Below are 13,194 nucleotides of genomic sequence, written 5' to 3' on the forward strand. Positions count from 1 at the left end.
TGGTGTCTCCTCCCTTCCCGATTAGTTGACGACCGCGCGGACGGCGAAGGTGGCTCCGCCGAGAGCGCCGGTGTAGATCGAGTCCGGGTCGATGTTGATGGTCACGTCGCCGTAGTTTTCCTTGATCAGCTTGCGCAGCTCGCGCACCGCCGCCTCGTTCTTGGCGACGCCACCGGTGAAGGTGAACTGGTCCTTGACGCCGCCGGCGCGCGACAGGATCGACATGGCGCGCAGGATGATGGCGCGGTGCAGACCGGCCAGGATGTCCTCGCGCTTTTCGCCCAGAGCCAGACGGTCACGCAGCTCGGCACCCGCGAACACGGTGCAGGTGGAGTTGATGCGCACCTGCTTGTTCGACTTCATGGCCAGCGGCCCGAGTTCGTGCAGGCCCATGTTCATTTCGTCGGCGATGTAGCCCAGATAACGGCCGCAGCCCGCGGCGCAACGGTCGTTCATCTGGAAGTTCTCGACGATGCCGACGGGATCCACCTGGATGCCCTTGGTGTCCTGGCCGCCGATGTCGAGCACCGTGCGGGTGTCGGGGTACATCATGTGGGCGCCCAGGCCGTGGCACAGGATCTCGGAGCGGATGTGCTCCTTGGGGAAGGGCAGGCGGACGCGGCCGTAGCCGGTGCCGACCACGTAGGTCTCCTCCAGCGGAATGGCGAGCACGTCCTGCACCGGCTTGATGATGTGGTTGCCGGTGATCGAGCCCTTCTCCAGGGCGCGGATGAACTTGCCTTCCATGTCGCCGGCCGGCGGACGGTTTTCCACTTCGATGATCGACTTGTCATAGACGTTGAGGATCAGGTCGAAGCCGAGACCGGCCTCCTTGCACACCGCTTCGCCGTGGCTCATGAACTCGGCGCCGGCCAGATCGCGGAAGAAGTCCGACTTGCGCTTGACGCCGGGGGCGTACTGGGCGGCCGAGCTGGTCCGCAGGCGCGAGAAGGTGCCTTCCAGGGCCTCGATCACCACCTTCTCGCGGCCGGCGAAGCGCGGGCCCTTGATGTTGGCGACGCAGGTCTGCTCCAGGTCATCGAGCTGCTCGAGGAACTGGACGTGACGGAAGTTGCGCTCCAGATCCGTCAGGATGTCGTCGACCTTGCCCGACACTTCCGACACGTTCGACAGAGCGCGGCGGAACAGGGTGAGACGGGTGTCGATCAGCGCTTCCTGCTTGGAAACGGCGGCCGCGGTGTCGTAGTTGGAACGCGAATTGGTGATGCCGCGTCCCATGACCTGCAGGTTTTCGTCCATGACCACCGCCTTGGTGGTGGTGGAACCCAGGTCAATGCCGATGAAACAACGCATTGTTCATTCCTCCCTTACGCGGCCACGGTCTTGGAGCCGCCGCCGCGGCGCTTCTGCTCGATCATCTGGAAGTAGCTTTCCAGGCGGTTCTTGACGTTGGCCGCCGAGAAGTAGCGCGGATCGACCAGGTCGGTTTCGATGAAGGCGCCCGGGCGACCGGTGCGGCGCTCGACTTCCTTCATGATCATCAGCTGGCCGGCCGAGAAGCTGTTGCAGCTCTTGATCGAGTTGATCAGCAGGCCGTCGGCCTCGTATTCCTCGACATACTTGGCCAGCAGGTCGACGCGGGTCGGCAGGTTGAGGTTGGTGTAGCAACCCAGGCAGTAATCGGCCAGCGATTCCAGGGGGTTGTCGGGATCGTGACGGAAGCCCTGGTCGTACAGACCGCCCACCTTGGTGTAGGAGGAGGCGACCACGATCGCGCCCTCGTCGTAGAACATCTTCCAGAACTCACGGAAGTTGGTCCAGTTGGGCGGGCCCTCGACGATCAGACGATACTTCTGGTCGTTGAAGTAGGTGCCCTCGGGGGTCAGCGGGCCCTGGGCGTTGTCGACGCGATTCTGCACTTCCTTGCGCAGCATCTCGTAATAGGTGACAGCGTCCTCGGTGCCGCGGAAGGCGGTGAAGATCGGGCCGATGTAGTACACGCCGCCGAAATAGGCGTCGATGGGCGAGGGCTTCTTCTTGCCCTGCTCCAGGCACCACACCAGGTTGTCCTCGGCCTTGGCCGAGTTGCGCAGGTACTGGCGCAGGCGGTCGATGTCGAACTTGACGCCCGAGACCTGCTCCAGGCCCGGAATGACCACTTCCTTGAGCTGCTTGACGATGTAGTCGCGCATGTTCTTGGTGGAGTGGCCGTCGCCCTCGTAGGGGACGTGCAGCATCAGGGTCGGGCACTTGTACTCTTCACGCAGCAGCTCGAACCACTTCATGAAGGTGTAGCAGCCGGTGTAGCTGAGCATCAGCACGTCCGGGTTCGGATAGGGCTTGCCGTTGGGGGCGATGTTGCCCTTGGACATCTGGCCGATATCCGCCTTCACGTAGGTGCAGACGTCTTCGGAATGGCCCGACTTCTCGGCTTCCATGATGTAGCCGCCCGAGGCCTTGCGCATGCCGGCCTGGATGGCGTTGATCTCGGGAAGGTTGTTGACGATGTCGAAACACATCAGCAGTTCGTTCAGGTTGCCCGGAACGAAGGTGGAGGACACTTTGCGGCCGGTCTCGTGCTTGGACGTGATCGCGTCGTAGTTACGAGCGATCATCGCCTTCTGCATTTCCATCGACGGCTCTTTGACGGCTTCAGGCTTGCTCATGATGTCAGCTCCACAGCTTGATGGAATCGGCGAAGGTGCCAGCCTGCTCGCGGATCGGCTGCATCTGGCCCGAATTTTCGGCGTACTTGAAGGCGATGTAGGGGATGCCGGCTTCCGACAGCTTGTTGCAGACCATCGGGCGGTCCAGCAGGGCCGGATCGCAGAAGCTGGGGGTCGCGTAGATCACGCCCTCGGCGCCGCAGGCCTTGACCGCGTCCACATGGAACTGGCCCTTGACCTTGCCGTCGGGGACGTACTTGCACGAGGTCTCCACCGAGTTCTCGATATAGGTGGTGGCCAGGGCCTCCAGCGGGTCGCCGCTGGTGGGGACGTCCACCATCAGGAAGCGGTTGTTCAGCGAGTAGTCGTCGTCGACCACGTAGCAGCCGGCCATCTCGATCGACTTGATCAGGTTCAGCGGGGGCTGCTCACAGAACGAGCCGTAGATGGAGATGCGGACGTTGTCGCGCTTCGGACGGTCTTCCTTGGCGGCGGCGGCCATGTAGTCCTTGAGCATCTGGTTGTGCTCTTCCACGTCCATCATCAGGCCGGCGCGCATCAGCACGTAGACCTCGGAGGTGGGGGCCAGCCAGGGCTGCTTGGCGCGGAAGGCATAGACCTCGCGGATCAGGCGGCGGTTCTCGTTGTACAGGCCGATGGAACGACGGATGTCGTCGTCGCTGATCTTACGGCCGGTCATGTGCTCCAGGCCTTCCTTCAGCTCCTTCAGCTCCTGCACGTAGTAGGTGCCGCCGATGGACTTGTCGTAGTTCTGGGGCGTGTCGAAGAACTTGGACCACACGTTCGGGAACATCAGCTTCCAGATGCCCGACAGGTTGCGGATCACGTCGCAGACGAACGGGAAGATCATGCCGTCGACGAAGTCGAGACGGCTGGTCACGCCCAGCTCGATGGTCGAGCGCGGAATGCGGCAGATGTAGCTCTGATAGTAGGCGTCGCCGTGGATGACTTCCATCTGGTCGCCGCCGCCGAAGATGCCGAGCGGCAGGCAGCCGGCGGCATGGATCATCTCGATGGGCGAGTAGACGGGCAGGAAACCGACGACCTTGCGGCCGGGCTTGGCGTCCTTCCACTTGCGGGCATACGTGAAGTTCAGGTCTTCGAACATCTCCTGGCACACGGCCATGATGTCGGCGACGCTTTTATTCTTTCCAGACATCCTATCGGTCCTCCCAAAGTGCCGGCCTCTTTTCGAGAAAGGCGTTCAAACCCTCGACTGCGTCGTGGGTGGCCATCAGGCCGTTGAGATAAAGGGCTTCAACTTCGGCGATCTTGGCCTTGACCCGCTCGTTCATGCCGAGACGGGCGGCCTTGACCGCAAAACGCAGGCTTGCGGCCGAGTGCTTGGCCGGGCCGTTGTCGAACCAGGCGAGGGCGGCGCCCTCCGGGTCGTCCACCACCGCGTTGGCGATGCCCAGCCGGGCCGCCTCGGCGCCGTCGATGGACCGGCCCGAATAGAGCAGGTCCTCGGCGGCAACGCGGGGCATGCGCTCGGGCAGCAGGCAGGACGCCGCCGGAGCGAACACGCCCAGCACGATCTCCGGCTGGCCCAACTTGGCATCGGGCGAGACGAACATCATGTGGCCGGCCAGGGCGACCTCAAGTCCGCCGCCCAGGCACTGGCCGCGCACGGCGACCAGGATGGGCAGCGGGAAGTCGACCATGGCGATGACCAGCTTGTGCAGGCTGGCCAGCATGTCGGCGCACTGGTCGGGCATGTGCTCGGCCACCGAGGCGCCGAAGCTGAAGTGCGGCCCCTCGTGGTCGATGAGCACGCCGCGCAGCTTCGAGTCCTCATGGGCGTCTGCCAGCGCCGCCGTCAGCGCCGCGATCATCTCGGCGTCGACGATGTTGGCCTTGGGACGCGACAGGCGCAGCCGAAGCAGCTTCCCGTCGCGGTCCTTCCAGACCTTCAGGCAGTTGGAGGTCGCCTCGGCCATATTAGTGGCCCGCCTTGGGGATCAGGGATTCGATCAGCTCGGCGGTCCACGGAGCGCCCTTGGCCAGGGCCTGACGCAGCGCCACGAAGTCGATCTCGCGGTCGTCCTTCGGGCCCTCGTTGAAGGCGCGGAAGCCGGTGCGGGCCTCGGTCATCATGTTGAGGCCCAGCCAGTCGCGGCTGTTTTCCTTGTTGGCGTTCCAGGCGTTCAGCTTGGGCTTGCGCAGCTCCTGGATGGTCTTGGTGAAGCAATCCGGGAAGGTGTGCAGGATCTTGGCGCAGATCTCCTCGACCTTGGCGTCGAGCAGCGACAGGTCGATGGTGCCCTTCTTCAGCAGCTCCTTGCCGGCGGCCAGTTCGGCACCGGTCTTGGACTCGCCGTGGATGATCTTGCCGAACTCGTCCAGATAGCGGTCGGTGACCACCAGGGGATTGGGAACGAACTTGCCGTCCACCTTCAGGGCGGGGACCAGATCCATGATGATGCCGGTGCGGTAGGCCTTGTGGGCCGACCAGGGCTCGCACAGCGAACCGGACACCATGGCCTGCTCACAGCCGACCATGACGGGCAGGAAGTCGGTGGCGCCGCCGATGGGGGCCGAGCCGTGCTTGGGGCCGGCCTGACCGAACTTGGCCAGATCCTGGGCGACCGAGAAGTCGGCGGCCATGCCGATTTCCTGGCCGCCGCCGATGCGCATGCCGTTGACGCGGCAGATCACCGGCTTGTCGCAGCCCAGGATGGACGAGACCATGTCGTTGAACAGCCGCATGTACTGGCGGTATTCCTGCGGATTGCCGGCATAGTACTCGGCGTATTCCTTGGTGTTGCCGCCGGTGCAGAACGCCTTGTCGCCAGCGCCGGTGAACACCACCGAGGACACGTCGCGGGCATTGGACGCCTCGCGGAAGCCCATGATCACGCCCTTCACCATGTCGGTGGTGTAGGAGTTGTACTGCTTCTGGTTGTCCAGGGTGATCCAGACGTTGTACAGGCCCTCGGCCACCGAGCCGTCGGCCCGCTTGGCCGGGCGCTTCTCGTACAGCACGCCGGGAACGATGGTGGTGGGCACCAGGTTGTGATCGTTGAGGTGGGCGGGCGCCGTCCGGTCGACGATGGCCGCGGTTTCCTTCTTCATGACCCGAATTCTCCCTCTCTAGGATTTCTTAGGCGTGGGTTTCTTTAGGCGTTGGGGCACAGGACGGCGCGGCGCGACAGCTTGTGGTCGTGCACGGCGGCGAACGTGTCGTTGATGCTGTCGAGCGGGCGGCGCTCGACGAAGTTCTTGATGTTGACCTTGCCCGACAGCACCAGCTCCAGCGCGCCCGGATACAGGTCGGGGCCGCAGCCCCAGTTGCCCAGGGCGCGGGCGTGGAAAGCCATCAGGTTGGACAGGCGGAACTCCGCCTTGTTCATGGTGTAGCCCACCACGCAGATGGTGCAGCCGTGGACCATCAGGTCGAAGGCGGTCTGCTGGCCTGGCACGGAGCCCGAGCATTCCATGATGATCCACTCGGTGGAGCGCAGGCCCTGGGCCTTGGCGAAGGCGCCGATCTCCTTCTTGAGATCGCGGGTGCTGGCGAAGTCCTTGGGGTTGAGCCCCAGGGTCGCGCCGGCCGCCTTGACCGCTTCCAGCTTGGCCGGGTCGATGTCGAGGGCCACCACCTTGGCGCCCAGGGCCGAGGCCACCTGGACGGAATAGCCGCCCACGCCGCCGCAGCCGATGACGATCACCAGGTCGCCCTCGCCGATGCCGGCCTGCACGGCGGCCTGGTAGGGGGTGGTCAGCGCGTCGGCGACCACCGAGACTTCCGACAGCTCGAGGCCGGCGGCCTTCAGGCGGGCCTCGTCGACCTCGCACAGGCCGTTGGCGGGAACGGTGATGTGGGTGGCGAAGCCGCCCTGCAGGTCGTTGCCCGGCATCTTCTGCGAACGGCAGATGGTGCCCTTGCCGCGCTTGCACAGGTCGCACTCGCCGCAGGGGATGACGGCGGAGATGATCACGGCCTTGCCAGCCCAGCCTTCGGCACCGGCGCCGGTCTTGATCACGCGGCCCGAAATCTCGTGGCCCAGCGCCAGCGGCAGGGCGTGGTTGGTGCGCACACCGTTATAATAATAGTCCATGTCGGTGTGGCAGACGCCGCAGCCGGCGATCTCCACCAGAACCTCGCCGGCGCCCGGAGCGGCGAGTTCCATCGCCTCCTTGACCATGGGCTGGCCAACGCCGGTCATCATCCAACGATAAGCGGACTTGCTCATTCCGTTTTCCCTCTCTCTTCCCGTTATCACCGGCCCGCCGCCTAAGGCTTAACGGACCGCCCTTGTATTATTCCGTAAATACGTACCACAATACCGAATTAGCCGTCAAGCGCAGCATGTGGGCTTGTGGTCCGACCCAAATGGGTGGTATGCACCTAGTCTCAGCCGCGTGGGGGAAACGGTCTGCCCCTTTTCCCCGAGCGGTGTGTAATCCCCCTTATGTCGAGCCGTCTTAAGGCTTGGGAGCGGGGGCGGCTTAAACACTGGCCAGGCCCACTGCGAAGGAATTCGGGGGCCTCATCTGGGGAAACAGAATATGACGACGAGTTCCGGATTCGGGTCTGTCTCGATCGCGATGTGCGGCAGTGGTGGCGCCGGCGTGATGACGGCCGCCAACATGTTCCTCGACGCCGCCGCCGAGGCTGGTTACTACGCGCTTTTCGGCCGCTCCTCCGGCCCGCAGATCCGCGGCGGCGAGGCCGCGGCCCTGGTGCGCCTGGGGGTTGATCCCATCACTTCGGTGGACGACACCTTCGACATCATGCTGGCCATCGACTGGCAGGGCGTTCAGCGCTTCGCCGCTGAGGTGCCGCTGTCGAAGAACTCCCTGGTGATCTGCGATCCCTCCGCCGGCGATGTGCCCGAGGTCTACGTCAAGACCGGGGCCAAGATCGTCCACCTGCACATGAAGGATCTGGCCAAGGAGATTCCCGGCGGCCGTCCCAACATGATCGCTCTCGGCGCCGTCGCCGAGCTGATCGGCATTCCGGTCGGCCCGCTGACCGAGGTGCTGGGCAAGTCGCTGAAGAAGAAGCGCGCCGACGCCTACGAGGCTTCGGTGGCCGGCGTCAAGGCCGGCGCCGCTGCCGCCGCCACCCTGGGCGGCGCCAAGCGCCTGGCTCCGGCCAAGGCCAAGGACGTCAAGCGCTGGACCGTCACCGGCAATTACGGCGCCGGCCTGGGCGCCATCCGCGGCGGCGTGCGCTTCTGCGCCGCCTATCCCATCACCCCGGCCACCGAGGTGCTGGAATACCTGTCGTCCGCCCTGCCCAAGGTGGGCGGCGTGTTCGTGCAGGCCGAGGACGAGCTGGCCTCCATCAACATGTGCCTGGGCGCCTCCTATGGCGGCGAAGCCTCCATCACCGCCACCGCCGGTCCCGGCCTGTCGCTGATGACCGAGGGCCTGGGCCTGGCCGTCGCCTCCGAGACCCCCGTGGTGGTGGTCGACGTGCAGCGCGTCGGTCCCTCCACCGGCATCGCCACCAAGTGCGAGCAGTCGGACCTCAACATCGCGGTCTACGGCCTGCACGGCGACGCCCCCCATCTGGTGGTGGCCGCCAATTCGGTCGGCGACTGCATCTTCACCACCCAGTGGGGCGTCTATCTGGCCGAAAGCCTGCAGACCGCCTGTCTGGTGATGAGCGACCAGGCCCTGGGCCAGAGCCGCGCCATCATCGACGTGCCCGCCGACGTGGCCTTCGTGGGCAAGCGCCTCGCGGCCGTCGCCCCGGCCGAGGGCGAGGTGTTCAAGCGCTACGCCAACACCGCCAACGGCATTTCGCCCATGCCGGTTCCCGGCCAGCCGGGCTGCCAGTACACCTCGGACGGCCTCGAGCACACCGAGACCGGCACGCCGTCGTCGCAGTCCTCGGACCACACCATGCAGCTGGACAAGCGCCAGCGGAAGCTGGACCAGTTCGACTACGGCAACCATTGGGCCACCATCGAGGGTGAGGGCGACATCGCTGTCATCACCTGGGGTGCGTGCACCGGCGCCGCCCGCGAGGCCATCGCGCGGGCCAAGGCCGACGGCGTCAACGCCAAGCTGATCTCGCTGCGTCTGATCTCCCCGATCCGGCCGCAGCACCTGGCCGAGGCGCTGAAGGGCACCAAGAAGATCCTGGTGGTCGAGCAGAGCCATCAGGGCCAGTTCACCCGTTACCTGCGTGGCGAATACGATCTGCCGGTGAAGCCGGAATCGTTGTCGCGTTCCGGCCCGCTGCCCATGCGTCCCGGTGAAATCCACGCCCGCCTCCTGTCGATGGGGAAGTAAGTCATGACCAGCTGCGATTCTACCGCTACCTACACCGCCAAGGACTTCAAGTCCGAGGTCAAGCCGGTCTGGTGCCCTGGCTGCGGCGACTATGCCGTGCTGTCCTCCATCACCAAGGCGTTCGCCGATCTGGGCCTGAAGCCGCACGAGACCTCGGTGGTCTCGGGCATCGGCTGCTCGTCGCGTATCCCGGCCTACACCAACACCTACGGCATCCACTCCATCCACGGTCGCGCTCTCGCGGTCGGCCAGGGCCTCAAGCTGGCCCGCCCCGATCTGACCGTGCTGGTGGCCGGCGGTGACGGCGACGGCTTCTCCATCGGCGGCAACCACTTCCTGCACGCCTGCCGCCGCAACGTGGACCTGACCTACATCGTCATGGACAACCGCGTGTACGGCATGACCAAGGGTCAGCCCTCGCCGACCACCGAGTCGGATTGGGACGCCTCGGCCATGGCCCCGCCCGGCGGCACCGGCATGACCCCGTTCCACCCGCTGGCCATCGCGCTGGCGTCTGGCGCCAACTTCATCGCGCGGGGCTTCTCGGGCGATCCGAACGGCACCGCCCAGGTCATCGCCGAAGCCATCCGCCATCCCGGCTTCTCGTTCGTTGCCATCATGTCGCCCTGCATCACCTTCCGTGAAGAGCAGCGCGAGTGGAAGAACACCATGCGCAACGTCAACATCGAGCCGACCACCGATCCGGCCCAGGCGGCCCGCCGCCTGATGACCGACGACGGCTACAACTGCGGTATCCTCTACCGCGGCAACCGTCCGGCCTATGGCAAGGAGAAGAAGGCGACCAATTCGGTGTCCGATCTCGATCGGGAATTCACCCTTTGAGCCGTGCCCCTGATTATGGGGCGGTGAAGACCTCCGCCGAGTTGCTCTCCGTCGCGCGTGCGATGGAAGAGCGCTCGGCGGAGCGCTACCGCGAACTGGCCGAAGCGTTCGAGGCGTCGTGCAACAACCCCGACACCGCCGAAGCCTTCGCGGAACTGGCCGACATCGAGGAACGGCACGCCGCCGACTTCCCCGCATCCACCGGCCCGCGACCCGAGACCGTGCCGTGGGGAGAAGACGATCCCGAGATCGCCGACCCCGACGCGGTCCACTACCTGATGTATCCGTGGCACGCCTTCGACCTGGCGCTGCGCCACGAACAGGAAACCCTGGCCCTGTTCTCCGCCCTGGCGGAACACTCCCCCCACGCCGAGGTTCGCGCCGAGGCGCTGCGTCTGGTGGAGCGCGAAAAAGGCCACATCGTCACCATGCAAACCCGCCGTGACGAACTCCCCGTGCCCCCCGACGACTGGGACGACGACGACGACGACCCCAACTGGGAAGCCGGGGACTGATCCCCTGATTCATGGAAACGCCCCGCTCGGACTGAGCGGGGCGTTTCTCGTTGGGGGAGCGGGGCGTTATTCACCACCAAGACACCAAGGACACCAAGAGGATGGAGCGGACCTGTTCGCCTCTCTCCCCATCACCGCCCCTCATGGAGCGCGGGCGTCCCGCCCGCAGGAAGAATGCGAAGGGACTCGTCCCTTCGCACCCTTACCCTACCTTTCCTTCCCGGCTCCGCCCATCCGCCCCAGCACGGCCTTGCTGAACGTCGTGAAATCGCCCAGGTGGCGTTCGATCACCGCGATGGTGATGGGGAGCGACAGGGCTTGGTAGTCGTGGACGGCGATGTTGCGGAAGCCGACCATGCGCTGGAGCTTTTCGGCTAAATCGTCGTTGATCCATCCGGCCTTGGCCAGCAGGGTGAAGTCGGTGGCGAAGGTGGCCGGGTCCTTGGCGAATTCCTCGGCGGCGCGGGCGGCGCAGCGTTCGATGGTGGCGGCTTTGTTGAGGAGCACGTCATCGGCCATGGACGCGGCCTTCCCGTTGGATGTCGGCGATGAGGGGGGCGCGGGCGTGGTCGAAGTCGATCATTTCAGACAGGATGAACAACTCGTAGCGCTCGGCATCGCCGTTCAGGGCGAACAGGCGGCGTCCGGTGGTGATGATCTGGTGTTGCATCACGGTGCTGGCGGCGCGCAGGTCGACGAGGTCCACATGGGTGTTCAGGCGCCGTGCGACGGCTTCGCCCGCTTCCCACAGGCGCACCGGATCGGGGCGGGTGGGGAGCAGCACGGCGAGGTCGAGGTCGCTGTCCCCGCCATGGCTGCCGTCGGCGCGGCTGCCGAACAGGAACAGGGCCTGGGCGTCGGGCAGGGCGGCTTGAACGGCCTCGATGATGGCGGCGTCGGAGATATCCTTCATGGCGAAAGGATATCGCGTCCCCGGATAATTCAAAAGGACCGGGATGCGCGAAGGGATGAATCCCTTCGCCTCCTCTTTTGGCTTGCCCCAAACGGAAGCGGGGCCGGCAGTCGGGCAACTGCCGGCCCCTTTCGGGCGGGTCGGGAACGGGAAGGGCGACCCGCCGAGTGCGGCAGGGGAGGGTTACCCGAGCCGACGCTGGAAGATGAGACGCTGGGAGGGCTTGAAGCCGCAGCGGGCGAGGAAGCCCAGCAGGCTGAAGCTGTCCCAGGCCAGCTGGGTCTGGACCTTCTCGACGCCGAGCGAGGCCAGGTTGGTGAGCAGCTGGCTCATCAGGGCGCGGCCGACGCTGTGGCGGGCGTAGGCGGGATCGACGCCGATGGTGTCGAGCACGGCGGTGGACTGGGCGCGGCCGAACTCGCCGAACTCGGTCCGCGCCATGACGAAGCCGGCGAACAGGCCGTCGATCTCGGCGACCAGCGAGACGCGGACGCCGGATTCCTTGGTCACCTCGGCGATCTTGCGCTTGTAGTAGGCCGAGCGGTCACGGCGGGTCACCTTGCGGTCCACCGAGACGATGAAGGGGTAATCGGCCTCGGTCAGCGAGCGCACGGGGATGCGGTCGCGCGACAGGGCGGCATAGTCGTCGCCGGAGGGATCGGACAGGTCGACTTCGTCGCTGTCACGAACCTGGGTGGCCAGGGGGGCCTCGAAATCGGAGACGTTGTCGGTGGAACGCTCGAGGACCAGGCGAGGGGCCAGCTCGAAGCCGGCGGACTGGAAGAAGCGGGTGATGCCGTGCTCGGTCCAGTCGGCCTGGCTGACCACTTCCTTGATGCCGCGCTTCTTCAGCGTTTCCTCGACGGCGGCCATCAGCTTGCGGCCCAGGCCTTGGTTGCGCTGGTCGGGATCGACGCCGATGGTGTCGACCACGCCCACGGGGCCGGAGCCGCCGAATTCGCCATCCAGGATGTGGGCGTAGGCATAGCCCTTGAGGACCGGGCCGTCGGCGGCGGCCAGGGTAACGAAGCTGGCCGGGTCGGCGGTGACGGCCGCCATGCGCTTTTCATGGTAGTTGCGGCGCGGCTTGCCGGTCAGACGGCGATCCAGCTCGATAACGCGCTCCAGGTCGGCGGCAGCGATGTCGCGGATGGTGGTGCTCATGAACTCGCGAACCTCCCCTCTCGTGGGTCCACCGGTCTGGTTTGGTCGGGAGCCGGCACTTGACGGCTTCCCTTGGCGGGCGGTACCCTGTTAAATGAATAATTCGGTACTATAATACCGAAATCAAATCGGCGGTCAAGAGGAGCGTGTCATGAAGTGGGAGTTTCCTGGACGGGTGGCGGTGGTCACCGGCGGAATGCGCGGAATCGGGCGCACCATCGCCGACAATCTGCTGGCCGGAGGGGCCGAGGTGCATGTCTTCGACCGCGAGACCGGGGATCTGCCCAAGGGCATGACGGCGCACGCGGTCGACGTGTCCAACTCGGAATCGGTGAACGCCGCCTTTGCCGCCATCGGCAAGCCGGTTCACCTGCTGGTCAACAACGCCGGCATCACGCGCGACCGCACGCTCTTGAAGATGAGCGACGAGGAATGGGCCTCGGTGCTGACCGTCAACCTGACCAGCGCCTTCAACACCATCCGCGCCGCCGGGCCGGGCATGGTGCAGGCGGGCGTGGGGCGCATCGTCAACATGATCTCCATCAACGGCCTGCGGGGTAAGATGGGCCAGGGCAACTACGCCGCCTCCAAGGCGGGCATGGTGGGCCTGACCAAGACGGCGGCCAAGGAGTTGGGCCCCAAGGGCGTGACCTGCAACGCCGTGGCGCCGGGCATGGTGCTGACCGAGATGACGCTGAAGCTGGACCAGCAGTTCCGCGACAAGGCGCTGTCGGAAGCGGCGCTCTCCATCCTGCCCGACACCTCGGACATCGCCAACGCCGTGCTGTTCCTGCTGTCGGACGCGGCGCGCTGCATCACCGGCGAGGTGATCAAGGTGGATTCGGGGCAGTATATTTAGGCC

At 65.5% G+C, this 13,194-nt stretch carries 13 protein-coding genes; 4 read left to right on the plus strand and 9 right to left on the minus strand.

What is annotated here, in order from left to right; genetic code table 11:
• Positions 1-21 precede the first annotated feature (21 nt).
• From bcrA to had, 6 genes are read right to left on the minus strand one after another with little or no spacing between them, the layout of a single operon-like run.
• On the minus strand, positions 22-1,314 hold the full coding sequence (gene bcrA, locus XM1_RS13375; RefSeq protein WP_068434204.1) for a benzoyl-CoA reductase subunit A: 1,293 nt from the start codon (positions 1,312-1,314) through the stop codon (positions 22-24).
• A 14-nt stretch (positions 1,315-1,328) separates the two neighbouring features.
• Positions 1,329-2,627 carry a benzoyl-CoA reductase subunit B gene (gene bcrB / locus XM1_RS13380; protein WP_068434206.1) on the minus strand — a complete coding sequence of 433 codons (1,299 nt, stop codon included), beginning with the start codon at positions 2,625-2,627 and terminating at the stop codon, positions 1,329-1,331.
• A 4-nt stretch (positions 2,628-2,631) separates the two neighbouring features.
• Positions 2,632-3,807, minus strand: coding sequence for a benzoyl-CoA reductase subunit C (gene bcrC, locus XM1_RS13385; protein WP_068434208.1), 1,176 nt, complete (start codon positions 3,805-3,807; stop codon positions 2,632-2,634).
• Between the two features lies 1 nt (position 3,808).
• A complete protein-coding gene (locus XM1_RS13390; protein WP_068434210.1) occupies positions 3,809-4,588 on the minus strand; it encodes a cyclohexa-1,5-dienecarbonyl-CoA hydratase in 780 nt (259 codons plus the stop codon).
• Position 4,589: 1 nt separating this feature from the next.
• Positions 4,590-5,723 carry a 6-oxocyclohex-1-ene-1-carbonyl-CoA hydratase gene (gene oah, locus XM1_RS13395; RefSeq protein ID WP_068434212.1) on the minus strand — a complete coding sequence of 378 codons (1,134 nt, stop codon included), beginning with the start codon at positions 5,721-5,723 and terminating at the stop codon, positions 4,590-4,592.
• A 44-nt stretch (positions 5,724-5,767) separates the two neighbouring features.
• Positions 5,768-6,844 (minus strand): 6-hydroxycyclohex-1-ene-1-carbonyl-CoA dehydrogenase, encoded by a 1,077-nt coding sequence (gene had / locus XM1_RS13400; RefSeq protein WP_068434214.1) that lies wholly within the window; start codon positions 6,842-6,844, stop codon positions 5,768-5,770.
• A gap of 316 nt (positions 6,845-7,160) precedes the next feature.
• Here had and XM1_RS13405 point away from each other — a divergent pair, with 316 nt between their 5' ends.
• Genes XM1_RS13405 through XM1_RS13415 form a run of 3 tightly spaced genes read left to right on the plus strand, consistent with a single transcriptional unit; the run spans position 7,161 to position 10,255 of the window.
• Entirely contained in the window at positions 7,161-8,897 is a 1,737-nt protein-coding gene (locus XM1_RS13405; RefSeq protein ID WP_156428729.1) for a 2-oxoacid:acceptor oxidoreductase subunit alpha, read from the plus strand.
• A 3-nt stretch (positions 8,898-8,900) separates the two neighbouring features.
• A complete protein-coding gene (locus tag XM1_RS13410) occupies positions 8,901-9,740 on the plus strand; it encodes a 2-oxoacid:ferredoxin oxidoreductase subunit beta (protein ID WP_068434218.1) in 840 nt (279 codons plus the stop codon).
• Complete coding sequence (locus XM1_RS13415) at positions 9,737-10,255, plus strand: ferritin family protein (RefSeq protein ID WP_231920506.1); 519 nt, start codon at positions 9,737-9,739, stop codon at positions 10,253-10,255. Before XM1_RS13410 ends, XM1_RS13415 begins: the two co-directional genes overlap by 4 nt.
• A 207-nt stretch (positions 10,256-10,462) precedes the next feature.
• Here XM1_RS13415 and XM1_RS13420 read toward each other — a convergent pair whose 3' ends face one another.
• The 3 genes from XM1_RS13420 to XM1_RS23430 all read right to left on the minus strand — a co-directional run bounded on the left by XM1_RS13420 (position 10,463) and on the right by XM1_RS23430 (position 12,332).
• A complete protein-coding gene (locus XM1_RS13420; protein ID WP_068434220.1) occupies positions 10,463-10,774 on the minus strand; it encodes a DUF86 domain-containing protein in 312 nt (103 codons plus the stop codon).
• Entirely contained in the window at positions 10,764-11,168 is a 405-nt protein-coding gene (locus XM1_RS13425; RefSeq protein ID WP_068434221.1) for a nucleotidyltransferase domain-containing protein, read from the minus strand. The genes XM1_RS13420 and XM1_RS13425 overlap by 11 nt, the downstream gene beginning before the upstream one ends.
• 183 nt (positions 11,169-11,351) lie before the next feature.
• Positions 11,352-12,332, minus strand: coding sequence for a GNAT family N-acetyltransferase (locus XM1_RS23430; protein WP_082700512.1), 981 nt, complete (start codon positions 12,330-12,332; stop codon positions 11,352-11,354).
• A gap of 151 nt (positions 12,333-12,483) precedes the next feature.
• Between XM1_RS23430 and XM1_RS13435 the strand changes: the two genes are divergently transcribed.
• Positions 12,484-13,191: an SDR family oxidoreductase gene (locus XM1_RS13435; RefSeq protein WP_068434223.1), complete on the plus strand. Its 708-nt coding sequence runs from the start codon at positions 12,484-12,486 to the stop codon at positions 13,189-13,191.
• Positions 13,192-13,194: the final 3 nt, after the last annotated feature.

The sequence above is a fragment of the Magnetospirillum sp. XM-1 genome (assembly GCF_001511835.1).
In the GTDB taxonomy this organism is placed as follows: domain Bacteria; phylum Pseudomonadota; class Alphaproteobacteria; order Rhodospirillales; family Magnetospirillaceae; genus Phaeospirillum.